The 24,720-nt window shown below is 36.7% G+C and carries 25 protein-coding genes; 16 read left to right on the plus strand and 9 right to left on the minus strand.

Features of this window, described 5'->3' with window-relative positions:
* Positions 1-116: 116 nt before the first annotated feature.
* The 3 genes from mscS to coaBC all read right to left on the minus strand — a co-directional run bounded on the left by mscS (position 117) and on the right by coaBC (position 3,136).
* Positions 117-992, minus strand: a complete 876-nt coding sequence (gene mscS / locus Q0794_RS17145) for a small-conductance mechanosensitive channel MscS (protein WP_298943946.1) — start codon at positions 990-992, stop codon at positions 117-119.
* 20 nt (positions 993-1,012) lie between these two features.
* A complete protein-coding gene (gene slmA, locus Q0794_RS17150; protein ID WP_298943947.1) occupies positions 1,013-1,615 on the minus strand; it encodes a nucleoid occlusion factor SlmA in 603 nt (200 codons plus the stop codon).
* Positions 1,616-1,912: 297 nt separating this feature from the next.
* On the minus strand, positions 1,913-3,136 hold the full coding sequence (gene coaBC / locus Q0794_RS17155; RefSeq protein ID WP_298943948.1) for a bifunctional phosphopantothenoylcysteine decarboxylase/phosphopantothenate--cysteine ligase CoaBC: 1,224 nt from the start codon (positions 3,134-3,136) through the stop codon (positions 1,913-1,915).
* 116 nt (positions 3,137-3,252) lie between these two features.
* On the opposite strand from coaBC, the gene radC reads away from it, so the two are divergent.
* From radC to mutM, 5 genes are all read left to right on the plus strand, one after another.
* Complete coding sequence (gene radC / locus Q0794_RS17160) at positions 3,253-3,930, plus strand: DNA repair protein RadC (RefSeq protein ID WP_298943949.1); 678 nt, start codon at positions 3,253-3,255, stop codon at positions 3,928-3,930.
* Positions 3,931-4,066: 136 nt separating this feature from the next.
* Positions 4,067-4,303 (plus strand): 50S ribosomal protein L28, encoded by a 237-nt coding sequence (gene rpmB, locus Q0794_RS17165; protein WP_028869451.1) that lies wholly within the window; start codon positions 4,067-4,069, stop codon positions 4,301-4,303.
* Between the two features lie 11 nt (positions 4,304-4,314).
* Positions 4,315-4,470, plus strand: coding sequence for a 50S ribosomal protein L33 (gene rpmG / locus Q0794_RS17170; RefSeq protein ID WP_025562982.1), 156 nt, complete (start codon positions 4,315-4,317; stop codon positions 4,468-4,470).
* A 70-nt stretch (positions 4,471-4,540) separates the two neighbouring features.
* A complete protein-coding gene (locus Q0794_RS17175; protein WP_298943959.1) occupies positions 4,541-4,993 on the plus strand; it encodes a hypothetical protein in 453 nt (150 codons plus the stop codon).
* Between the two features lie 108 nt (positions 4,994-5,101).
* Positions 5,102-5,914: a bifunctional DNA-formamidopyrimidine glycosylase/DNA-(apurinic or apyrimidinic site) lyase gene (mutM, locus tag Q0794_RS17180; protein WP_298943961.1), complete on the plus strand. Its 813-nt coding sequence runs from the start codon at positions 5,102-5,104 to the stop codon at positions 5,912-5,914.
* Positions 5,915-5,939: 25 nt separating this feature from the next.
* Here mutM and coaD read toward each other — a convergent pair whose 3' ends face one another.
* Both coaD and Q0794_RS17190 read right to left on the minus strand, forming a co-directional pair.
* Complete coding sequence (gene coaD / locus Q0794_RS17185; protein WP_298943963.1) at positions 5,940-6,413, minus strand: pantetheine-phosphate adenylyltransferase; 474 nt, start codon at positions 6,411-6,413, stop codon at positions 5,940-5,942.
* 15 nt (positions 6,414-6,428) lie between these two features.
* Positions 6,429-6,638 (minus strand): hypothetical protein, encoded by a 210-nt coding sequence (locus tag Q0794_RS17190; RefSeq protein ID WP_298943964.1) that lies wholly within the window; start codon positions 6,636-6,638, stop codon positions 6,429-6,431.
* A 337-nt stretch (positions 6,639-6,975) separates the two neighbouring features.
* On the opposite strand from Q0794_RS17190, the gene Q0794_RS17195 reads away from it, so the two are divergent.
* From Q0794_RS17195 to hslU, 11 genes are all read left to right on the plus strand, one after another.
* Positions 6,976-7,155 carry a hypothetical protein gene (locus Q0794_RS17195; RefSeq protein WP_298943965.1) on the plus strand — a complete coding sequence of 60 codons (180 nt, stop codon included), beginning with the start codon at positions 6,976-6,978 and terminating at the stop codon, positions 7,153-7,155.
* 59 nt (positions 7,156-7,214) lie between these two features.
* The gene (gene lysA, locus Q0794_RS17200) at positions 7,215-8,477 is read left to right on the plus strand and encodes a diaminopimelate decarboxylase (protein ID WP_298943967.1); all 1,263 of its coding nucleotides are present in this window, start codon (positions 7,215-7,217) and stop codon (positions 8,475-8,477) included.
* Between the two features lie 75 nt (positions 8,478-8,552).
* Complete coding sequence (dapF, locus tag Q0794_RS17205; RefSeq protein ID WP_298943969.1) at positions 8,553-9,380, plus strand: diaminopimelate epimerase; 828 nt, start codon at positions 8,553-8,555, stop codon at positions 9,378-9,380.
* An 81-nt stretch (positions 9,381-9,461) separates the two neighbouring features.
* Positions 9,462-10,361: a tyrosine recombinase XerC gene (xerC, locus tag Q0794_RS17210; RefSeq protein WP_298943971.1), complete on the plus strand. Its 900-nt coding sequence runs from the start codon at positions 9,462-9,464 to the stop codon at positions 10,359-10,361.
* A 16-nt stretch (positions 10,362-10,377) separates the two neighbouring features.
* The gene (locus tag Q0794_RS17215; RefSeq protein ID WP_298943973.1) at positions 10,378-11,085 is read left to right on the plus strand and encodes an HAD-IA family hydrolase; all 708 of its coding nucleotides are present in this window, start codon (positions 10,378-10,380) and stop codon (positions 11,083-11,085) included.
* 107 nt (positions 11,086-11,192) lie between these two features.
* Positions 11,193-13,358, plus strand: a complete 2,166-nt coding sequence (gene uvrD / locus Q0794_RS17220) for a DNA helicase II (RefSeq protein ID WP_298943975.1) — start codon at positions 11,193-11,195, stop codon at positions 13,356-13,358.
* A 268-nt stretch (positions 13,359-13,626) separates the two neighbouring features.
* Entirely contained in the window at positions 13,627-14,082 is a 456-nt protein-coding gene (locus Q0794_RS17225) for a hypothetical protein (protein WP_298943977.1), read from the plus strand.
* A 137-nt stretch (positions 14,083-14,219) separates the two neighbouring features.
* On the plus strand, positions 14,220-15,968 hold the full coding sequence (argS, locus tag Q0794_RS17230; protein ID WP_298943979.1) for an arginine--tRNA ligase: 1,749 nt from the start codon (positions 14,220-14,222) through the stop codon (positions 15,966-15,968).
* Positions 15,969-15,970: 2 nt separating this feature from the next.
* Positions 15,971-16,489: an SPOR domain-containing protein gene (locus tag Q0794_RS17235; protein WP_298943981.1), complete on the plus strand. Its 519-nt coding sequence runs from the start codon at positions 15,971-15,973 to the stop codon at positions 16,487-16,489.
* Between the two features lie 138 nt (positions 16,490-16,627).
* Positions 16,628-17,176 (plus strand): ATP-dependent protease subunit HslV, encoded by a 549-nt coding sequence (gene hslV / locus Q0794_RS17240; RefSeq protein WP_298943982.1) that lies wholly within the window; start codon positions 16,628-16,630, stop codon positions 17,174-17,176.
* An 8-nt stretch (positions 17,177-17,184) separates the two neighbouring features.
* Positions 17,185-18,531: an ATP-dependent protease ATPase subunit HslU gene (gene hslU / locus Q0794_RS17245; RefSeq protein WP_298943983.1), complete on the plus strand. Its 1,347-nt coding sequence runs from the start codon at positions 17,185-17,187 to the stop codon at positions 18,529-18,531.
* 129 nt (positions 18,532-18,660) lie between these two features.
* Here the strand turns inward: hslU and Q0794_RS17250 are convergent, their stop codons facing one another.
* The 4 genes from Q0794_RS17250 to Q0794_RS17265 form a co-directional block, all read right to left on the minus strand.
* The gene (locus Q0794_RS17250) at positions 18,661-19,194 is read right to left on the minus strand and encodes an MltR family transcriptional regulator (RefSeq protein ID WP_298943984.1); all 534 of its coding nucleotides are present in this window, start codon (positions 19,192-19,194) and stop codon (positions 18,661-18,663) included.
* Positions 19,195-19,242: 48 nt separating this feature from the next.
* Complete coding sequence (locus Q0794_RS17255; protein WP_298943985.1) at positions 19,243-20,385, minus strand: mannitol-1-phosphate 5-dehydrogenase; 1,143 nt, start codon at positions 20,383-20,385, stop codon at positions 19,243-19,245.
* 75 nt (positions 20,386-20,460) lie between these two features.
* Positions 20,461-22,359, minus strand: a complete 1,899-nt coding sequence (locus Q0794_RS17260; RefSeq protein WP_298943986.1) for a PTS mannitol transporter subunit IICBA — start codon at positions 22,357-22,359, stop codon at positions 20,461-20,463.
* A gap of 697 nt (positions 22,360-23,056) precedes the next feature.
* A complete protein-coding gene (locus tag Q0794_RS17265; RefSeq protein ID WP_298943987.1) occupies positions 23,057-24,481 on the minus strand; it encodes an MDR family MFS transporter in 1,425 nt (474 codons plus the stop codon).
* Positions 24,482-24,720: the final 239 nt, after the last annotated feature.

The following is a 24,720-nucleotide window of genomic DNA, read 5'->3' on the forward strand; positions in this document are numbered from 1 at the left end:
GTGTTTAAAATCATCTAAAAATAGATATCCAGTAGCTAAAAGCAAATATGCCGTTCACCTTAAGTGAACGGCATTAGCCTAAAGGCTGGTTTTTAAGGTAAATAAATAATCAAAGACTATTTATCCATATGTATGTCCATTTGTGGGAATGGGATTTCAATACCCGCTTCATCTAAGTTGTTTTTAATCGCTTCCATTAGTTCAAAGCGAACGCGCCAATAGTCTGGACCATTAACCCATGGGCGAACCACTAAATTAACACTTGAATCAGCTAACTCTGCAACAGCGACCAATGGCTCTGGTGATTTTAAAATGCCGTCGTTTGCTTTAAGCACGGCTTCTAAAACCGCTTTCGTTTTAGCGAGATCTGCGTTGTAACTTACCCCAACAATTAAATCGATACGACGAGTCGGTTTACGAGAATAATTAACAATATTCCCACCCAAAATAGCAGAGTTAGGAACGACGACAAATTTATTATCTGGCGTTGTTAATGTTGTTGAAAATATTTGTACAGATTCAACAGTACCCGCCGTACCAGCGGCTTCAATATACTCACCTGCTTTAAAAGGACGTAAAGCAATAATTAATACGCCCGATGCAAAGTTGGATAAAGACCCTTGTAGTGCTAAACCTACGGCTAAACCAGCCGCACCGATAATAGCAACAAACGAGGTCGTTTCGACACCAATTCGCCCTAAGGCAGCGATGATAACAAAGGCAATAATAACGTAACGAACCATATGTGAGACAAAATCAATAATGGTGTTATCTAATTTACGTTTTGTTAAGACTTTATGCAGCGTACCGGCAATAAAACGAGCGACCATCATACCAATGATCAATGTCGCAATAGCGAAGACAATATTCATCGTGTAACTAATAATTAAATCTTGATTCTCCGAAAGCCATTTAACGCTATTATTGAGTATATCTACGTTTTCCTCAATCGCATTAGCAACCGCAGAAACTGCACTTTCTTCTTTCGACATATTCTAACCCCTTTGATAAATTAACTTTGTGTTAGTTGTTTATAAAAAAATAGCCATTGGTTTTTAAAATGTTGAGTTGGCTTCTGTTTGAACTGTGAACGTACGAATTGGTTCATGCGACCTTCAATATAAGCTAATAATAAATTCGCTAATATACCTTCATCCATTTCAAACTTTTGACCATCTGAAATCGGACGTTCTCGTAATATTTGTTTAATTTGCGTTTCTAACTTAGAAAAAACATGTTCAATACGAAGCTGTAACCTTTCATTTTCCCCCACTAACGCATCGCCACTTAAAATACGGGTGATCCCTGGGTTTTGTTCAGAAAAACCTAATAAAAAATGAACGATATGTTCAATTCGAACAAAAATATCTTTCTGCTGCTCTTTAATGACGTTGATATGACTAAAAATAGTGGTTTCAGTGAAATCGATCAAACCTTCAAACATGCGTGCTTTGCTTGGAAAATGTCGATATAACGCCGCTTCTGAAACACCGACTTCTGCTGCTAACTTAGCGGTCGTTATTCTCTGTCCAGGCTTTCCTTCTAGCATAATAGCTAACGCACTTAATATATCATCCTTGCGATTTACTTTCTTTTTGTTGTTTTTTACAACCATCTTAATAACTTCCTTTGTTATCATTATTATTTCTTAGAGTACTCAAAACCGCCCTCTCCACGTTAATCGTTATTAAAATATTTCAACCCAATGGCACCACATACTTATTCAGAATGTTGGTGATCACTGATCTTTTGAAGTGAATATAAATACTTTTTAAAATATTACTCGTTATTAAAATAATTCAGACCTGCACTTTTATATAATCAGTTAGATTTTATGTCTTCAGATAATAAAAGCTTATTATCGACACTAAAGTCGATAACTTTAAGCTTAAGTTATTACATTAATGTGGCGTTAAGAACGAGTTTTATATTGCTGAGATATTATTTTAAGCAGTTGAATTGCTACTTCTTTTTTATTATTTAAGCCAATATCAAAACGTTTATCTTTAGCAAAAACAGTTAATGCATTATTCTCACTATTAAAACCTTGATCACTAACTGAAACATCATTTGCAGCAATTAAATCTAAGTTTTTACGTTGTAATTTACCTAATGCGTACGCTTCAACATCATTCGTTTCTGCTGCAAACCCAACACAAAAAGGTCGATGACTCGCATTAGCCACATCGGCAATAATATCTGGATTTTTAACTAAGGTTAATGTGATCGAATCAGTATCCGCTTTCTTTTTCATTTTTTCGCTATGGACTTCTTCTGCGCGGTAATCTGCAACAGCAGCACAGGCAATAAATATATCAGTCGTCGGAAGCGAATCTAATGCAGCTTGATGCATTTCTCGTGCACTCTTCACATTCAAACGTTTAATAGTCGTAGGTAACGTTAAGTTCACAGGTCCTGCAATCACAGTAACATTCGCGCCCATGCTTAATGCTGCATTAGCTAATGAAAACCCCATTTTTCCAGAGCTATGATTGCTAATATAGCGAACAGGGTCAATCGCCTCTTGAGTAGGGCCAGCTGTGATCACAATATTAATACCAGCTAATGATTGATCGTTTGGAGTAAAAAAGTCACAACTTAATTTAACTAAGTCAGGTACTTCTAATAATCTTCCTGGGCCAATATCACCACAAGCTTGAATGCCTTGAGCAGGTCCCCAAATCAATATGCCGCGATCTTTTAATACCGCTAAATTCTCCTGGGTCGCTGGCGAGTGATACATTTGCTGGTTCATAGCTGGAGCAATGGCAATCGGTGAAGGCGTTGCTAAACATAATGTTGTCAGTAACTCATCCGCCATACCAGCACGTAGACGAGCAATCGCATTAGCAGTCGCGGGGGCGATTAAGATTAAATCCGCCCATTTAGCTAATTCAATATGCCCCATTCCTGCTTCAGCTTGTGGATCCAATAAATCATCATAAACAACATGGCCCGACACAGCCTGCATTGTTAAAGGCGTAATGAACTGCTTAGCAGAAGCCGTCATAACAATACGAACTTGTGCTCCTTGGTCCATTAAACGACGCGTTAATTCAGCACTTTTATAGGCGGCAATACCACCACAAACACCTAAAAGTATTTTTTTCCCTTCGAGGGGTAATATTGACAACATAAGCTTCTCAACAAAATTGATAAAAAAAAGGAGGTTACAATAACATAAAAAAGTTACGCAATATGTACAACTTATACTAGATTTAAAGCTCTAAAACTTGCTTAAGGAGGTCTAGTTTGGCATCGATAAAACAATGGCCGAAACAAGAAAGGCCACGCGAAAAGCTAATTCAACAAGGCGCTAACAGCTTAACTGATAGTGAGCTATTGGCTATTTTTTTACGAACCGGCTGTAAAGGCATCGACGTAGTGACTTTATCTCGGCAGTTATTGACTGACTTTGGATCGTTACGCTCTCTTTTTTCAGCCAGCGAAAGTGATTTTTGTTTGCACAAAGGATTAGGCCAAGCAAAATATGTGCAACTGCAAGCGGTATTAGAAATGTCTCGACGTTATTTAGAAGAACCTTTAATGAAAGGTGATCCATTAACCAGTGCCGCACAAACTCAACAATATTTAAGTGCTAAAATGCGCGATTACCCTTATGAAGTATTTGCGGCATTGTTATTAGATAGCCAACATCGTGTTATTCGCTTTCATGAGTTTTTCTTTGGCACAATTAATAGTGCAAGTGTCCACCCAAGAGTTATTCTTCAAAAAGTATTGCAAGAAAATGCAGCGGCAATTATTCTTGTGCACAACCATCCTTCTGGTGATCCAACTGCTAGCGAATCAGATAAAAATATAACTGAAAAACTAGTGAATACACTACAATTAATTGATGTTAAAATATTGGACCATTTCATCATTGGTGATGGAAATTACACCTCATTTGCAGAAAAAGGGTGGATTTAAAGCATTTATTATCAGAATTGTTGATCTTTTAATCTCAATCATGTATAAAATGCGCCCTCGACGCCTTTGGCGACGGCTAAAAAAGGTGTTCGACTATTTTGCTCGAGTAAAACTAATATTTTTGGAGAATTTCGACATGTCTAGAGTATGTCAAGTTACAGGCAAGCGTCCAGCTGTTGGTAACAATGTATCACACGCAAAGAACCGTACACGACGTCGTTTCTTACCTAACCTACAAACACACCGTTTTTGGGTTGAGAGTGAGAACCGTTTTGTTAAATTACGCCTAACTACTAAAGGTATGCGTATCATCGACAAAAAAGGTATTGATTCAGTTTTAACTGATATCCGTGCTAATGGCGTTAAAGTTTAAGGAGCTTAAAAATGCGTGATAAAATTCGTTTAAATTCAAGCGCTGGCACTGGTCATTTTTATACTACTGATAAAAATAAAAAGAACATGCCTGAAAAGTTTGAAATCAAAAAGTTTGATCCTGTAGTACGTAAACACGTAATCTACAAAGAAGGCAAGATCAAGTAATTTTGATTTAACCTTTTAAAAAACCCAGTTTATACTGGGTTTTTTTATGCCTGATGAAAAAGGAGTTACTATGCGTTTATCCAAAAGAGGTTGGAACAATGTTCTTATTTTTGGCGTATTACTCATCATTTTTATTTTTAACTTTAGTCAGCAATTCCGTTTATCTTCTACTATTCCACAACGCACCGTTATCTCTTCCGATTTAACGATTGTAGAAATAGAAACACCAGACTATGTCATAACTCGAGTAGGCCGAAATTGGCAAAGTAAACCTAGTGTAGGGCTTTCAAGCAATAACCTTCAGCAGATTGTGAATAATTGGCAAACAGTTCCTCTAGATACCTTAACGGTGCAGAATTTACCAACATCTGACTTTATCCTTAAGTTTTTTGTGACAGAGCAAGTCCAACCAATCATTGTGCAACTCCACCAGCAACAAAATGACCAATATATTTTACAAGTCGATGAACATACTTTTTTATCACTACCAACAGAAAAGCTAACTTCTTTTTTAGGAAGATAAGTACTGCATTACATAACGACCATATTTACCTAATTCAAAAACTCAGTTAACTAATTTTCACAATTACGATATGGTTATTCATTAATTTAAGTTTACAACGAGATAAATATGCCAGAATTACCAGAGGTAGAAACAAGCCGTCGTGGTATTAGTCCACATATTGTTAATCAAAAAGTAAGTAATGTCATACTTCGTCATCATCAATTGCGTTGGCCTATCCCTGAAAACTTATTGGCTTTATTAAAAGACAACATTTTATTAAATATCGATCGTCGTGCTAAATATCTTTTATTACGCTTTGAAAGTGGCACTTTATTAATTCATCTTGGTATGTCTGGCAGCTTACGCATTTGTGAATTAAACACACCAGCACAAAAACATGATCACGTTGACTTACAATTTGAACATTGTTTATTACGTTACACCGACCCTAGACGCTTTGGTGCTATTTTATGGCTAGGCGACTCTCCCCAAGAAAGTGCTTTATTGAGTATATTAGGTCCAGAACCCTTATCTGATGAGTTCACTGCTGGCATGCTTTACGATCAAGCTAAAAATAGAAAGCTACCCGTTAAGCAATTTATTATGGAGCAAAAAGTGGTGACCGGCGTAGGTAACATCTACGCAACAGAAGCATTATTTAAAGCGGGTATAAGCCCTATTAGAGCCGCTAATAATATTAGTTTAAAACGTTACCAATTGTTGGTTGATGCTATTAAAGAAATACTCACAGAGGCGATAAAACAAGGTGGTACAACGCTAAAGGATTTTGTAGGCGGCGATGGTAAACCAGGTTACTTCCAACAAACATTGCATGTCTATGGTAAAACAGGCGAGTTATGCCCAAGCTGTAAAGCGCCATTAACGTCGGTCAAATTAGCAGCAAGAAATAGTGTTTATTGCTCGCATTGCCAACGTTAATAACACGATAAAAAAGCAGTAGCGCTTACTGTTTTTTTATAAAAGCTTGTTTTACACATTCAGGCGCTAACAAACTAATATCGCCTTGGTGTTTAAAGACTTCTTTAACGATCGTTGAAGATATAAAAGCAGTACGAGCATGTGCAGGCAATAAAATAGTTTCAAGTTGTGGGTTTAATGTGTGGTTAACCTGTGAAAGCTGAATTTCATAGTCTGTATCCGTCGCACCTCGAATCCCACGAATTAAAGCTTGGGCTTGATGTGTTTTAGCAAACTCAGCTAACAAACCTTCAAAAGGAATAACATCCACACCTTTAATATCTTTTGTTGCTTCAGATACTAGTTCGCATCTTTCTTGTAAATCAAAAAAAGGATGCTTACTATTGTTTATCGCCACCGCGACGATAACACGCTCAGCTAAATGGCTGGCACGAGTAATTAAATCAAGATGCCCATTAGTGATTGGGTCAAAAGATCCTGGAAAAACGACTGTATTCATTTGTTTGCCTCTATTTTATGCAGCAATATCGATTGACTCATGATCGGCATCCCAATAAAAATCAATCCATGGCTCAGCACCTTCAGAACGTAAGCTCTTTTTAGGAAAGTGGATAAATAAGCTACTTTCTTCAAACTCCGTTAATGATGTTTTTAATTCAACATCACTTGCTAACCAAAAACACACCAATAAAATAAAAGGGTATAGCACAAATAACTTAAACATATTTATTTACCGTTTTGCTGTTAATTATTATAAACACGAGCAAACTTAGACTTTAGTCTGCTTTAGACGATGCAAAAACAACCTGTTCAGCAGGCTACTTTGCAATGGCTGCTGACAGTTAATCATTAACTTAGTTATGCTTTAAAACGTTAACGTTAACAAAACACCATTTTGCTGAGAATCTATATCCGTGACTGAATCTTGATATTATCTTCAATTTTCAGAAGCAACAAATTTGCTAATGCAATAAATTCGCTATCGGTCATTTACTTCTCCTTTGCTTTTTAACGATGAAATGCGATTATAGAGAGCTAAAAATATTTGACTAGGATAAGGTATGAAAAATCTCAATTTATCGCTAATAGTCCTGATTTTTTCAAGTTTATTGGCAGGTTGTGGTATGAGTGGACAGCTTTATAGAGAAACGCCACCAGCGCCAGCAACAGAAAAAATACAAAAACAACAGAACAACGTAGCTGAAGAAAAAGTAACCGATGCCTTAAGTACTTCAGAGTAAGGTAATATCGAAGGCAGTGACAATAAACAAAACGACAGAATTAACAAAAGGATTTAACATTGGATCATTTTAATTATCATAACGATGGCCGTCTATTAGTAGAAGATACAGCAATTGAAGACATTATTAAAAAATCAGGTACGCCTGCTTATATTTATTCTCGTGCGACTATTGAACGTCACTGGACAGCATTTGATCAAGCTGCAGGCGCACACCCACATCTAATTTGTTATGCCGTTAAAGCAAACTCAAATTTAGGCGTATTGAACCTAATGGCTCGTTTAGGTTCTGGTTTTGATATTGTTTCTGTTGGTGAGTTATTACGCGTCATCCAAGCTGGCGGCGATCCTAAAAAAGTAGTTTTCTCTGGTGTCGGTAAAACGGAAATAGAAATATCAACGGCATTACAAGCAGGCATCCATTGCTTTAATGTTGAATCGATTTCTGAGCTTCATCGTATTAATGAAGTAGCAAGCTGTTTAAATAAGAAAGCCCCTATTTCGATTCGTATTAATCCTAATATTGATGCAGGTACTCATCCTTATATCTCTACTGGTTTAAAAGAAAATAAGTTTGGTATCGAAATTGAACAAGCATCCGCCGTTTATAAAGTCGCTAATGAACTACCATTCTTAGATGTAAAAGGCGTAGATTGTCATATTGGTTCACAGTTAACCGAAATCGAACCTTTTTTAGAAGCATTAGATAAACTACTTGGTTTAATTGATACCTTAGCAACTGAGGGTATTACTATTGAGCATCTTGATTTAGGCGGTGGCTTAGGCGTTCCTTATAACGGTGAAAAACCACCAGAGCCTGCAGAATACATGCAAGCCATTATTGAGCGTATGAATGGTCGTAAATTAAAGCTAATTTTTGAACCAGGCAGAGCGATCATGGCAAACGCTGGTATTTTAGTGACTAAAATTGAATTCTTGAAATTAAACGATCATAAAAACTTTGCCATTGTTGATGCCGCGATGAATGATTTAATTCGTCCTGCGCTATACAGTGCATGGCAGAATATTATTCCTCTGAATAACAAATTGAACGATCCAGAAACACGCCCAAGTCGTGTTTACGATATCGTAGGTCCTATTTGTGAAACAGGTGACTTCTTAGGTAAAGAGCGTCCATTAACCGTTGCTGAAGGTGATTATTTAGCGATACGTAGTGCCGGTGCTTACGGTGCAACAATGGCATCAAATTATAATTCTCGCTGCCGCCCAGCTGAGATCATGGTCGATGGTGATAAAGCATTTGTTGTCCGTCAACGTGAAAAGCATATTGAACTGTGGCGCGGTGAGCACGTTTTACCTTAGTTAATACTTACTCTGTATATCAGGGAGAATTAACTCCCTCTTTTAATAAGTTTTGTTGGTAAAAGTTGAACTAAGATGAATATTGAGTTTTCAAAAATGCATGGTTTAGGTAATGACTTTATGGTCATTAACAATGTCACGCAAAATGTATTTCTATCTAAAGAGATGATCTGCAAATTAGCAGATCGTAACTTTGGTATAGGTTTCGATCAATTATTAATGGTTGAACCGCCTTACGATCCTGATTTAGATTTTCATTACCGCATTTTCAATGCCGATGGTAGTGAAGTAGAGCAGTGTGGCAACGGTGCTCGTTGTTTTGCTCGTTTTGTAAAACTGAAAGGATTAACGCATAAACGCGTGATTAACGTGAGTACTGCAAAAGGTAAAATCCAACTTAAGATAGAACAAGACGGCAATATCATTGTTGATATGGGTAAACCTGTTTTAGAGCCAGCAAAAGTCCCTTTTGAAGCTCAAAAAGAAGAAAAAACCTATATTCTACGTGTGGAAGATCACACCGTTTTATGTGGCGTTGTTTCAATGGGTAATCCACATTGTGTCATCTTAGTGGATGATATCGATACAGCCCCTGTTGAAACACTAGGTCCGCTATTAGAAGTACATGAACGCTTTCCAAATAAAGTAAATGTTGGCTTCTTACAAATAGTTGACCGAGGGTTTGCTAAGTTACGTGTTTGGGAGCGTGGCGTTGGTGAAACATTAGCCTGTGGCACCGGTGCTTGTGCTGCAGCGGTTGTTGGTCAACTACAAGGAAAGCTTGATACACATTGTCGTATTGAACTACCTGGTGGTGAATTACGTTTCTTCTGGCAACCAGGACAAAGCGTACGTATGAGTGGTTCCGCTGAATTTGTATTTGATGGTCAAATTCAAGTATAACTGACGCCTTAACGACACCAACTTTTAAGTGCAGCGTTGATCGACCAGGTTATCGCTGCATTTTTCACTCTAGGATTTAACATGAATCCATTATTACCTGATACCCAACGCTATTTATCACATATTGCTAGCCAACGTGGATTAAGCCCTGTCACTATCATTAATTATCAACGTCACCTCAATGAGTTTATCGCATTATTAGCAGCTCAAAAAATACTGACATGGCAAGAACTAGATACACATCAAGTACGCTTATTAGCCAAGCAGTTGCATCAAAATGGCATTAAAGCGAGATCGATTGCCACAAAACTATCTGCTCTTCGCTCTTTTCTCGAGTACTTAGTTAAAAACGATCAACTCACTTTCAACCCAGCAAAAGGCGTTGCAGCCCCTAAATTAGATAAACCATTACCTAAAAATATCAGTGTCGACGATATGGACCAATTGTTAAACATTGAAGGTGACGATCCGCTAACAATTCGAGATCATTGCATGATGGAATTAATGTACTCTTCAGGATTGCGCCTTAGCGAGTTAGTGGGCATTAATTTAAGAGACATTAAACTGTCAGAAAAAGAGATCATGGTTACCGGTAAAGGCAGTAAACAACGTTTATTGCCCATTACTAAGAGCGCAGTAGAAACCATTACATTGTGGTTAAAGATCAGACCTGATTTTGCAGAAGAAGGCGAAACGGCCTTATTTTTATCTAAACAAAAGAAACGGATCTCTACTCGCAGTGTGCAAATGCGCATGGAAAAATGGGGATTAGAGCAATCTTTACCAAGCCACGTTAATCCACATAAGTTACGTCACTCTTTTGCAACGCATATGCTTGAATCAAGTGGTAACTTACGAGCAGTACAAACCTTATTAGGTCATGCCGATCTTGCTACCACCCAAATTTACACCCATTTAGATTTTCAACATTTAGCAGAAGTGTATGATAAAGCACACCCACGCGCTAAACGTAAAAAATAACCGTACTGGAAAGCAAATGAAATTTTATAAATCATTACGCCCTTTTAAAGCCATTAGCTTTGATTTAGACGATACCTTATATGATAACCATCCGGTCATCAAAAAAGCAGAAACCGACTTTCTTGCTTATTTGACATCAACGTATCATGAGCTTGAACAGCTAGACGCCAGAAAGTTTAATTTATATAAAAACCTACTGATAAAAGAAAATCCAGCATTACAACATGACGTTTCATTATGGCGTAAAGAAATAATTAAACGCGTGATGGTGGTTTACGGTATCTCAATGGTCAATGCCATTACATACGCTGAAAGAGCATTGCAAAAATTTCTACAGTTACGCAGTGACTTTACGGTTCCGCAAGAAAGTATCTTATTACTAAAAGAGCTTGCTTTACATTACCCTGTTGTTGCTATCACCAATGGTAATGTTGATATAAAACAGATCGGGCTAGACGATGCATTTCAATTTGTATTGAAAGCCGGTAATGGTATGAACAGCAAACCAGATATTGCATTATTTCAACAAGCAGCATTAGCGTTAGATATAACCGTAGAAGATCTATTACATGTTGGTGATCATTTGCTAACTGATGTTTATGGAGCACAAAATAATAATGCTCAGGCGATTTGGTTTAATCCTAAAGCCAAACCACTTGATAAAGCAAAGCTATTACCTACCGTTGAAATATCAGATCTTAAGCATTTATTAAAATTGATATAATCAAACATCAACCCTTTAATGCAAACTAGCCCGAAATATCGATCATTCACATTTATGTTATGTTTCGGTATAGTTCTTATCTACTGAATAAATAAACAGGCCTTTTTATGGACGTATCTTACCTTCTCGATGGTTTAAATGATCATCAACGCGCAGCCGTTTCAGCACCAGAACAAAATATGCTGGTATTAGCTGGGGCAGGCAGTGGTAAAACACGTGTTTTAACCCATAGAATTGCTTATTTAATGCAAGTTAACCATATTCCAACCTATGGCATTTTAGCGGTGACCTTTACCAATAAAGCCGCTAAAGAAATGCGAGGACGTATTGCCGATATTTGTCCACAGCAGATTGGTAGCATGTGGATAGGTACTTTCCACGGCATTGCACATCGTTTATTACGTTTACATCATCAAGAAGCGAACTTACCAGAGCAATTTCAGATAATTGATAGTGACGACCAACAAAAAATGGTGAAGCGTATTATCAAAAGCTTAGGGTTAGATGAAAAATACTATCCACCCAAAGAATTACAGTGGTACATCAACGATAAAAAAGATGAAGGCTTACGCTCAAAACATATCGACCCAGGCTTTGGTGTACAAGACAAACAACGTTTACAAGTTTATCAAGCTTATGAAGCCGCTTGCCAATTAGCTGGTTTAGTTGATTTTGCAGAGTTGTTATTACGTGCTCATGAATTATTATTAAATAACGCCGCTTTATTATTACATTATCAACAGCGTTTCCAGCATGTCTTAGTAGACGAATTTCAAGATACCAATAAACTACAATATGCTTGGTTAGTATTGCTCACGGACAATAAAAATTATCTCACCATTGTTGGTGATGATGACCAATCTATTTATGGTTGGCGCGGTGCAGACGTTGAAAATATACAACGTTTCTTAAAAGAAAAAGAATCCCCTGTCACTATTCGCTTAGAGCAAAACTATCGCTCAACAGGTAATATTCTAAAAGCATCAAACAAACTGATTCAAAACAACAGTGACCGTCTAGGTAAAGAACTGTGGACAGATGGTGAAGATGGTGAACCAATCTCCATCTATAGTGCGTTTAATGATTATGATGAAGTACGTTACGTCACTAGCCAATTACAAACATGGAAAAATGCGGGTAATAAACTCAATGAATGTGCAATATTGTATCGTAGCAATGCTCAATCACGTTTATTCGAAGAGCAGTTAATGGCACAGCAAATCCCTTATCATATCTATGGCGGCCAACGCTTCTTCGATCGTCTAGAAATCAAAGATAGTATCGCCTACTTACGTTTAATGAATAATCATCAAGATGACGCTGCGTTCGAACGTATCGTCAATAAACCTAAACGTAAAATTGGTAACACAAGCCTAGATAAAATAAGGATTTGTGCACGTGAACAAGGCTATACTTTATGGCAAGCAAGCCAATACTTAATTGAAAATAACCAATTAAGTCCTGCAGCTAAAGGTTCATTAAGTGCGTTCTTAGACTTAATTAATCGTTTTAAAAATGAAACATCTGAACTGCCTCTATTTCAAATGGTCGATCACATCACTCAACATTCGGGTTTAGTGGCGATGTTCGAAGCAGAAAAAGGCGAAAAATCTCGTAGCCGTATCGAGAATCTACAAGAACTAGTGTCTGCCACGAAAGCTTTTGTCATACCAGAAGAAGAACAAGAAATGGAAGAATTAACCGCCTTTTTAGCCTATGCCGCTTTAGAGTCTGGTGATAATCAAGCAGATGAATTTGAAGATGCAGTCCAGTTAATGACAATGCACGCAGCAAAAGGCTTAGAATTTCCACAAGTGTTTATCGTTGGTGTTGAAGAAGGCATGTTCCCAGGACAGCAATCAGCAACAGATGAGACACGCATGGCTGAAGAACGTCGCTTATGTTACGTAGGGTTAACACGTGCAATGATTAAATTAACACTGTGTCATGCTGAAACTCGCCGCTTATACGGACAAGAAAAATTCCATGCGCCCTCTCGTTTTATTAGCGAGTTACCAGAAGAAAATATTGATTATATTCGCTTACAAGCAAAAGTTCGCAGGTCTGAGCCGGTCATCAGAAAGCCCAAATTAGCCATAACACAAGATGTTCAAGGCTTTAAATTGGGCCAGCAAGTCATGCATGCTAAATTTGGTGAAGGTACGATTACCGCACAAGAAGGTAGTGGAGAAAATAGCCGCTTACAAGTTCATTTTATGGGCGTTGGCAGTAAATGGTTAATGACAACTTATGCTCGTTTAGAAGCTATCTAAGGTGTATTTTAACTAACAATAAACTCAGCTAAAAAGCGTTGGGTAGATATTAAATTTTTTAATATAATCATTAAATATCTACCCAAGCCATCTTCAAAAAAGTAACAAAAGTGACTTATATCCACAAAAACCTCCAAAATAACGACTGACCTCTAATAAGTTGATTGTTTTATAATCAATATTAACCGTAATAATAAAAAACCGCTAAGCTTAATCAATTCTGATTATTTTTTAATCAAAATAGGAAAAGTGAATCAAGGAGCTTATTATGCGTTCAAAACTGATTAAAGACTTTTTACTTTATATGGAAGATTGTCACCAAGCCTTGGCCGATCTTTATCAACGATTAAGTGTTGAAGCAAACGATGAAAAAGTAAAACTGCTATTAGAATATATGAAAAATAAAGAACAAATTTCATACCTTCATTTACATCAATATGTAAAACAAGCCCCATTAAGTTTATTAAATACTTGGTTAGATAATTTTTTCGATCAAAGTTTCCCACAACGCTGCAAAGAACTAGAACTAAAACCTGAATTATCTATAGAAGACGTCGTGACATTAGCAATACAGTTGGATATGCAATTAATTGAAGCAATGCAAGCTGCTGCAACCACCAGCCTTACACTTGAAGGTGAAACAGCCATTGAACACTTAACTAACCACGAGGAAGAAATGTTATATCAGGTCGTCATGGCAAGCCACGAATTTGATTACTTATAAATTAATTCAGGATTAACACTAAAAGTTTTCTTATATTCAGCTTTTAAGCATTGTTATTACTTTACTCGCTAGTCTTCACCAATGATAAACGGTAGAATCTTACTAATTTATTTGTCGAATCAATTGGTGAGTTACACATGAAAGCATTAATCCAGAATCTACTTGAACAAGCAGTTGCTTCTTTACAAGAACAACAAATTTTACCTGCCGATGTTCAACCTCGTATCACCATTGATCGCACTAAAGACAAATCACATGGCGATTTTGCAAATAACCTTGCATTAATGCTAGCAAAACCAGCAAAACAGAACCCACGCGCTCTTGCTGAATTAATAGTGAAAAACTTACCTGCCTCTGAATTAATCATTAAAACGGACATTGCAGGACCTGGCTTCATTAACTTTTTTATCAATCCTAACTATTTAGAAAAACAAATAGATAGTGCATTTGCAGATGCTCGTTTAAATGTTGAATTAACAGCGACACCACAAACCGTTGTTATCGATTACTCATCTCCTAACCTTGCAAAAGAAATGCATGTTGGACATTTACGTTCAACAATTATAGGAGACTCAGTAACTCGTACATTAGCATTCCAAGGGCATAACGTTGTTCGTCAAAATCATGTAGGTGATTGGGGGACTCAATTCGGTATGTTATTAGCTTACATGGAAGAGCTCAGAGCAAAAGGCGAAGAGATCAACAAAAATCTTGCTAACTTAGAAGTTTTTTACCGTGCTGCAAAAGGTCGTTTTGATGAATCAGAAACATTTGCAAACCGTGCTCGTGATTTAGTCGTTGCCTTACAAAGCGGCGATGAAGAATGTTTAACATTATGGAAAGAATTTAAAGATATTAGTATTGCACATTGCCAAGAAGCTTATGAGCGTTTAGGTGTTAGTTTGAAGATCAGCGATGTTCGTGGTGAAAGTGCATACAATAAAGACTTATCTGTTGTAGTAAGCGACCTAGATAGCAAAGGTTTGTTACAAGAAAGCCAAGGCGCTAAATGTGTTTTCTTAGATAACTTTAAAAATAAAGAAGGCGAACCGCTTCCAGTTATCATCAAGAAAAAAGACGGTGGCTTCTTATATGCAACATCGGACTTAGCTGCTATCCGTTACCGTCAATCAACATTAAATGCTGATCGCGTATTATATTTTGTAGATGCTCGTCAAGGCTTACACTTCCAACAAGTATTTGAAGTAGCTCGTTTAGCTGACTTTGTTAAAACAGGCACTACCCTTGAACATATGCCATTCGGTACGGTAATGGGGGAAGATGGTAAACCTTTTAAAACTCGAGCAGGTTCAACCCCTAAATTAGCTGACTTATTAACTGAAGCTGAAGAGCGCGCTTATGAGTTAGTAAAAGAGAAAAATCAAGATATGGCTGAAGAAGAACTTCGTCATATTGCTTCTATTGTTGGTATTGCTTCAGTGAAATATGCTGACTTATCAAAAAACCGTACCAGTGATTACACCTTTAGTTTTGACAGTATGTTAAGTTTTGAAGGCAATACGGCTCCTTATTTATTATATGCTTACACACGTGTAGCGAGTATTTTTAATAAAGCGGGTATTGAAATAGACAGTATTACTGCTGATGTTACTTTCACTGAAGAAAAAGAGAAAGATTTAGCAAGTAAATTAATGCAATTCAATGAGATTATCAATCAAGTAGGTAAACAAGGTCTACCGCATTTCTTATGTGCATACTTATTTGAACTTGCAGGTTTATTCTCAAGCTTTTACGAAGCTTGCCCTATTCTAGTCGCTGAAAATGAAGCTCAAAAACAGAGTCGCTTAAAATTAGCTGGCTTAACAGCAAAAACATTACAACAAGGTTTAGCGCTGTTAGGCATTAACACATTGGAACGCATGTAATAATGGCGAGAGTAACACGAAGAAAGCCTGCTAAGCGCGGTGCAAAAAGAAATAATAAGCGTAAACAAAGCAAACAAGGATTTCCTTATATTGCCTGTTTTGTTGCATTATTATTAATTGCTTTTATTAGTTACTTTGTTTTTGCCGTTGAAAAACCAGCGACAAAAATAAAACCTAAAAAAAGTACCGTTAAAACGGAAGAAGCATTACCAGAAATGCCTCAACCAGAATGGGATTATGTGGATATCTTAAAAACCAAAGAAGTTAAAGTTGATATCCCGATAGAGACTAAACCCAGCAAACCTTACCAAATGCAATGTGGCTCGTTTAGACATGAAAATGATGCTGAGTCGTTAAAAGCTAAAATTGCATTCCAAGGTTTAACCAGTATGGTTAAAAAAACTGGCAATTGGTATCGTGTAATATTAGGTCCATACGAGCGTAAACGCTTAGCTGAAAAACAACGTCATAAATTACAGCGAGCTAAAATAAATGGCTGTCAGATATGGTTCTGGCGCTAACAATTATAAAGGAGAACTTCGGTTCTCCTTTTCTTTGTCTATTTCCCCTTGAATTCAATAAAAACTCCCCCATTTTATAATTATTAAGCCAATCAACTTGGCATCTTCGTTTATTTAACAAACAAAAAAGGGTTCAATATGACTACTATTGTTTCTGTACGTCGCGGTAATCAAGTAGTTATCGGTGGTGATGGTCAGGTATCACTCGGTAACACGGTAATGAAAGGTAATGCACGCAAAGTACACCGCTTGTACAACGATCAAGTCATTGCAGGTTTCGCAGGAGGCACTGCTGATGCTTTTACATTATTAGAGCGTTTTGAAGCCAAACTGCAAGCCCACCAAGGTAACCTTGAACGCGCAGCTGTAGAGCTAGCAAAAGACTGGCGTACTGACAGAATGTTAAGAAAGTTAGAAGCTTTATTAGCCGTTGCAGATAAAAAACATTCATACATTATTACTGGTAACGGTGATGTAGTTAGACCAGAAAATGATTTAATTGCTATTGGCTCAGGCGGTAATTTCGCTCAATCGGCAGCAATGGCTTTATTAGAGAATACTGATTTATCAGCACAAGAGATTGTTGAAAAAGCATTAACCATTGCTGGCAACATTTGCGTATTTACTAATAGCAACCAAACAATTGAACGTATCGATTTTGATGCTGATGTAGCAATTACAAAATAGGAATTATCATGACTAATAATATGACTCCACAACAAATAGCGCATGAATTAGATCGCCACATCATTGGCCAAAGTAAAGCTAAACGTGCGGTTGCTATCGCATTACGTAATCGCTGGCGCCGCATGCAGTTAAACGAAGATATTCGTAATGAAGTAACACCTAAAAACATTTTGATGATCGGTCCAACAGGCGTAGGTAAAACAGAAATTGCACGTCGTTTAGCAAAATTAGCAAATGCACCTTTTATCAAAGTAGAAGCAACAAAATTTACTGAAGTAGGTTATGTAGGTAAAGAAGTTGAAAGCATTATTAAAGACTTAGTTGAAGCTGCAATCAAAATAACTAAAGAACAAGAATTAGCAAAAGTAACAGCACAAGCAGAAGATTTAGCTGAAGATCGTATTTTAGATATTCTTATTCCGCCAGCTAAAACAGCGACAGAATGGGATGTAAACAGCACTGAAGTAGCAGAAGAAGGCCCAGCAAGACAATCTTTCCGTAAAAAATTACGTGAAGGTAAACTTGATGACAAAGACATTGAAATTGATGTACCAGCACCACAAATTGGCGTAGAAATAATGGCGCCTCCTGGTATGGAAGAAATGACTAACCAACTGCAAGGTATGTTCCAAAACCTAGGCAACAAAGGTGAATCTAAAAAACGCACCATGAAGATCAAAGATGCTATTAAAGCATTAATAGAATCAGAAGCATCGAAACTCATTAACCAAGAAGATTTAAAAGAAAAAGCTATTTTTGCTGCTGAAAATAATGGCATTATTTTCATCGATGAAATTGATAAGATCTGTAAACGTGGTGAGTCATCAGGCCCAGATGTGTCGCGAGAAGGTGTACAACGTGACTTATTACCATTGATTGAAGGCTCTACCGTTAGTACCAAACACGGTATGGTAAAAACAGATCACATGTTATTTATCGCATCAGGTGCATTCCAAGTAGCAAAACCTTCGGATTTAATTCCTGAGTTACAAGGTCGCCTACCAATTCGTGTTGAGCTTGAAGCATTAAAAGAAGAAGACTTAGCGCGTATATTAACTGAACCTAAAGCGTCTTTGAGTGAACAATACCAAGCATTATTAGCAACTGAAGGCGTTTCTATTAACTTCACTGAGTGTGGTATTAACAAAATAGCGAAATCTGCATGGCAAGTGAATGAAACGACCGAGAACATCGGTGCACGACGTTTACATACCATGATGGAACATATTATGGATGAACTATCGTATGAAGCGACAGAGCGTTCAGGGCAGTCTATTACGATTGATGAAGCTTATGTAGCGAACATGTTAGATGAAATAGTGAAAGATGAAGATTTAACCCGTTACATCTTATAATTTATAGCATCACAAACTATGATCACGAAAAAGCCCCTGATAATGGCATTATCAGGGGCTTTTTTATTAAAGGCTTTTTATAAAAATATAAGCAGTCTTTCAACCTAACCCATTATTTATGATTAAACTTTAAAAAGGGCTCTCTTTATTTAGCACTTCACAAATAGATATAATTTCAAGTGCAAGAGACGACTTAATAACTTGTTGCTGTCTATCTAATTGCATTTTATAAAAAACTAAATCAACATCATCCTCAGCAACAGGGATTAAATCAAAAATACCCATATTCATATTTTTAGCTAAATGCAGTGTTTTAATGGTGTTTGCAATCAAAGCATCAGTAAAATGATACTCTGCACTGTCATTATTCAATAAGCTTTTTAATTTAATCATACCTTCTATGTCTTGATAGATGGCATGCGGTATTGCACCTAATCCGAATAACAACTTTAAACGGACGGACAATTCCCCAAGCGGTCCAGAATCATGTAACAACGGACCGACAACAGATTGAACAGCAAAATCATTTTTCAAAAAAATACGTTCAATTAACGTTTGTATAAGCTGCTCAAAAATATCAACGGCAGATATAAAAAAACCACGAGCAGTAAGGCTCGTATTTAAATATTCTAAAATTTCATTTTCTTGTAGTTTTTTTGACATAATTTCAGCTAGGTTAGGTTGTGCGATAAGTTATCGCACAACTATTTTTTAAGACATAGCTAAGAATAGCTTTTCAATCTTAATAGCCTCGTCACTATCAACTGCTAAACCAGTATATTTAGATAATGTTGCTAAGAAGCCAATTTCTTCTAAAGAAGCTTGTAATTCGATAGCTTGTGGATCATCGCTGTTTTTATATTTAAATGCAGCGGCGATACCTTTTAGTAACATATCATTCGCGGTAGCGTACTCAATAGTACCCAATAAAGGTTTCACTAAGCGATCATTCTCACCCAATTTACGAATTGGTTGACGACCCACACGATCGATCTCATCGTGAAGATATGGGTTAGCAAAACGACCAATAATTTTTTCAATGTAAGCATTATGAGCATCACGTTCAAAACCGTAACGATTAATTAATACTTCACCACTTTCTTGCATCGCTTGTTTAACTTGAGAACAAATAGCCTCATCATCGATAGCATCTTTTACTGTTGCATGGCCTGCTAATGCACCTAAATAAGCCGTCATGATATGACCTGTATTAAGCGTAAATAATTTACGTTCGATAAAAGCCATTAAGTTATCAGTTTTTTGCATACCTTCAATAACAGGTACTTCACCACGGAATTGTTGTTCGTCAACAATCCACTCGCTGAAGCTTTCGACAGTTACTTCTAGAGGATCATCAGATTCTGAAGGTGGGACAATACGGTCTACCGCTGAATCGACAAAACCAACTAAACGTTCTGCTTGTGCATGGTATTTTTCATCTAAATGTTTATAAACTTCCGTTTTAAGAAAAGTCGTACCACGGATCATATTTTCACATGCGATGATATTAAGAAATTGCTCATTGTTTGCATCAAAACGTAACGCTAGGCCTTGTGCTAATTTACTAGCAATAATAACTAAAACGTTAGGACCTACCGCAGTAGTAATTAAATCAGTTTTACTAATTAATTCGACTAACTCATCACTGGTAGAGTTAATTGCATTAACGCCTGAAACAACTTCTGTTTTACATTCGGCACCAACGACTTTTACATTATAAGTATTCAATGTATTCAGTAAATTAATAACTTTCTCATCAACATCAGCAAAAGTTACTTTAATACCAGCATCTGCTAGTAATTTACCGATAAAGCCACGGCCAATGTTGCCCGCGCCAAAATGAATTGATTTCATTGTTTTATCCTTATTTAATAATATTAAACGAAAAAACGCTGGTAAAGACCAGCGTTTTAATTAAGCCAGTTATGACTAACTTAATATACTTAATACTTTTTGAACATCTTTACTATTGATCAATGTTTCGATAGCTTCTGGATCATCAAGAGCATTAGTTATAGTAGTAATAACACTGATATGTTCATCATTTTTAGCAGCAATACCAATAACTAGTTTAGCAATGTCATCAGCTTCGTCACCGAATAGAACACCATCAGAGTATTGACATACAACAATACCCGTTTTGATTACACTTTCTTTCGCTTCAATTGTACCGTGCGGAACTGCAATCGATTCACCAAGATAAGTTGTTACTAGTTTTTCACGCTCAAACATACCTTTAATGTAAGCAGGTTCAGCATAACCAAGCTTAACGAGTTGCTCACCAGCGAATTGAATAGCTTGTTCTTTATTTTCAGCTTTTAAGCCTAAATGAATGTTCTTCGCTGTTAATTCAAAAACGGGTTTTGTTTTTACTTCTTCTTCAACGACTTCATTTGGCGTGTTAGCTACGGGTGTATTAGACGATGCTAATAATTCAGATACTAGCCCATCATAAAGCGTGCTATCTAAGAAGTTAGTTAAAGATAAGTGTTTAGCATGACCTGCATGTTTAATCGCACGAGGCGTTAAGTCTTTGTGTGTAATAACGATATCAACATCACCAGGAAGGTTGTTAATAGCACAGTTAGTAACACTAATGTTTAGACCGGCTGATTTTACTTTTTTAGCTAATAGACTTGCGCCCATTGCACTAGAACCCATACCCGCATCACAAGCAACGATAATATTAGTTACGTTAGCCATATCAACTTCTGCACTACCTTGAGCTGCAGCAGCTGCAGGCGCATTTTTCATGCCTTTCATTTGGTCAGAAGCTTCAGCTAGTTTATCGCCATCGTCTTCGCCTAAATCTTTTTGTGTTTTCATTAATAATGAAGCAACAACGAAAGAAACAACTGTAGCGGCAACAACAGATAAAACAACACCAACTATAGATGCTTTAGGCGTTAGTAATAGTATTGCAAAAATAGAACCTGGAGATGCTGGAGAAAGCAGACCAGCATTAAATAATGTCAATGTAAACACACCCGTCATACCACCTGCGATAACAGCAAGGATTAGACGTGGATTCATTAGTACGTATGGGAAGTAAATCTCATGAATACCACCGAAGAAGTGAATGATAGATGCGCCACTAGCAGTTTGCTTAGCAGTACCTTTACCAAATACCATGTAAGCAAGTAATAAACCTAAACCAGGACCAGGGTTTGCTTCAATTAAGAAGAAGATTGATTGACCTAATTCAGTAGACTGTTGAATGCCTAATGGAGAGAAGATACCGTGGTTAATGGCATTGTTTAAGAATAGGATTTTAGCCGGTTCTACAAAAATAGATGTTAATGGTAGTAGACCTGCTTGAACTAAGAAGTTTACGCCTGCAGCTAAACCTTCAGAAAGAACATTAACAGCTGGACCAATCAAGTAGTAAGAGATGATAGCTAAGATCATACCGATAATACCTGATGAGAAGTTATTCACCAGCATTTCAAAACCGCTCTTAATTTTACCGTGAACAGCTTTATCAAATTTACTAATTGCGTAGCCACCTAAAGGACCAACAATCATTGCACCTAGGAACATTGGAATTTCAGTACCAACGATAACACCCATTGTTGTAATCGCACCAACTACAGCACCACGATCACCACCGATTAATTTACCACCAGTATAACCAATTAATAAAGGAAGAAGGTATGTAATCATTGGGCCAACTAAAGCCGCTAAACCTTCATTTGGGAACCAGCCTGTTGGTATAAACAATGCTGTAATAAAACCCCATGCGATAAATGCCCCAATATTTGGCATAACCATATTTGATAGAAATCTACCAAAATTCTGTACTCTGATTTTTGCTTCGGATGATATCATTTTATTTCCCCGTTCATTTTTGTTATAAATAATGTTAATTAACAGCTTGTATAAGCGGTCGTGTTTGGTTTGATACAATTAATTTAGCACATAAAAAAAAATATAAAATAGAACAACAATTCATGTGAAGATGATCACTAAAAAGACAGCCACTCGCCTACTTTTGATACATAAGTCACTTAAATACGATGTACTATTGCTACAAATTTAATCTAAAACAATTCACTCACCAGAATTAGTGATTTTCATCACATTTATTATGCGAGAGAAAATATCACAAAAGAGACTTATGTCTCGTTAAATTATCGATTAATTCCAATTACAATTAATTAGAGTGATATAGATCTCTTTATTTTAATAAAGAAATGCATATTGTAATTTTATTACACCACCGAAACCCTTTTTCCAGACCTATTTATTATCCTCTTTAAACATAGAAAGAACAGCAATAGCAGTATTTAAGGCAAATAAACGGTAAAAATATATCTTATAAAACATCAACAATAAGTCTGATGTTTTTTCGAAGTAAAAGCCTATAAAAGATGAAAATAAGTTGTGATGGAACTAAAGTTATATGAATGATGTCTGAGTGAAATTCTGAAATTCACTCAGAATAAATAACAAAAATAAGCTTAAATATATCCGAGCAAATATTCAAATTCCCATCAAAATCACTTCGTATAAAGATGGCTTTAATTTATTCATTACCAAGTGAAACAATAGGTGCTCTAGCAGCATTAATCGCAGCTAAAGTAGCAATAATCGCAGCAACATAAAAAGAAGTTTGAAAAGCACTAATAATCGCTTCTTGTGGTCCACTTATCAGTGTTTCAATACTTGTATTATGATCAAACCCGGGTAATAAAGCATAAATAAGCACGCCGAATAAAGCAGTCCCAATAGCAGCTCCTAAATTACGACATAAAGAAGCCAAAGCAGTCACTGAACCAACATTCGCTTTGCCTCCCACTGTCTGAATAACTAATTGAGTTGTCGGCATAACGGTACCAAAACCAATACCACAAAGCATGCCTAATAGACCAATTAAAATAGGATTTGGAGTAAAGCTACCTAAAGCAATGAACCCACATGCAGATAATGACATCCCGACGACCGGAATATATTTAGGTATGCCAGTCTTAGCCATGATACGTCCACTAATCAACGCGCCAGAAATCTGCCCCACCGTTAATGGTAGTAATAACAATCCAGACATAGCTGCATTGGTTTTTAAGCCTAATTGTAAGTAAATAGGTAAGAAGAATATTAAAGCGAACATGCAAGCCGCGAATAACATTGAAGTCATTAACGGAATATAAATAGCTCTATTTTTAAGTAATTCATTAGGTAAGAATGGTGTTGGATGTCGAAGTTGGTTCCGATAAAAGAGACCGGTTAATAGGGATATCATCAATAAATAATATGCACTGGTAGCAGAGAGCCATTCAAAACTTTGTCCTGCTATCGAAATCCAATAAAGAAATAAAGTACATAGTATTGGAAAAACCATTAATCCAATCCAATCGATCGGTCTGTTTCTATGTTCTAAAATAGGTTTCCCCCTTAAACACAGCAAGCGCCACACAGCAATGAGAGCTAATGGGATGTTAGCCCAAAATAACCAATGCCATGAGTAATGAGTAACAACGACTCCCCCAATGACTGGCCCACCAATACTTGCACAAGCAAACATAGATGCAAAATAACCCTGATATTTAGCCCGTTGCCTTGGAGGTATTAACTCAGCAATTAATGCTTGTGAAAGACTCATTAAACCGCCACCACCAATACCTTGAATAACACGAGCAACGATCATTTCAGACATATTCTGAGCTAATGCCCCAACAACAGATCCAATACAAAATATACCTAATGCCCAAATTAAAATATTACGACGTCCGTAACGATCACCTAACCAACCATAAACAGGCACTGAAGCAACAGTCGCAAGTAAATATCCAATAGCTATCCAAGAAGATAAGTGAAGCTGTCCTAAATCAGCAACGATACTAGGTGTTGCTGTCGCTAAAATAGTAAGGTCAACCGCAGCCAAAAACATAGGAAGAAAAACGGCAGAAAAGAATACTAAAAAAGTACGTCGATTTAAGGTGCTACTATTCATAGACTTTATAAATATTAAAAATTAGCATAAATAACTCTTTATTATTGAATAATTGATTTAGTAAAAACATTAATAGGATAAATGACTTATGAACATGCAATGATGATGAGTTAAACTCACACGATACTGTTGGTACATATTATACCATTCCGCCTAATTATGTGATCTAATGTATTCAATTATTAACTAATTATATTCTCTTGGTGACGTATGAAAAAACATGACTTTTCTGAATTGGC

It is taken from the genome of uncultured Psychromonas sp. (assembly GCF_947489755.1).
GTDB lineage: Bacteria > Pseudomonadota > Gammaproteobacteria > Enterobacterales > Psychromonadaceae > Psychromonas.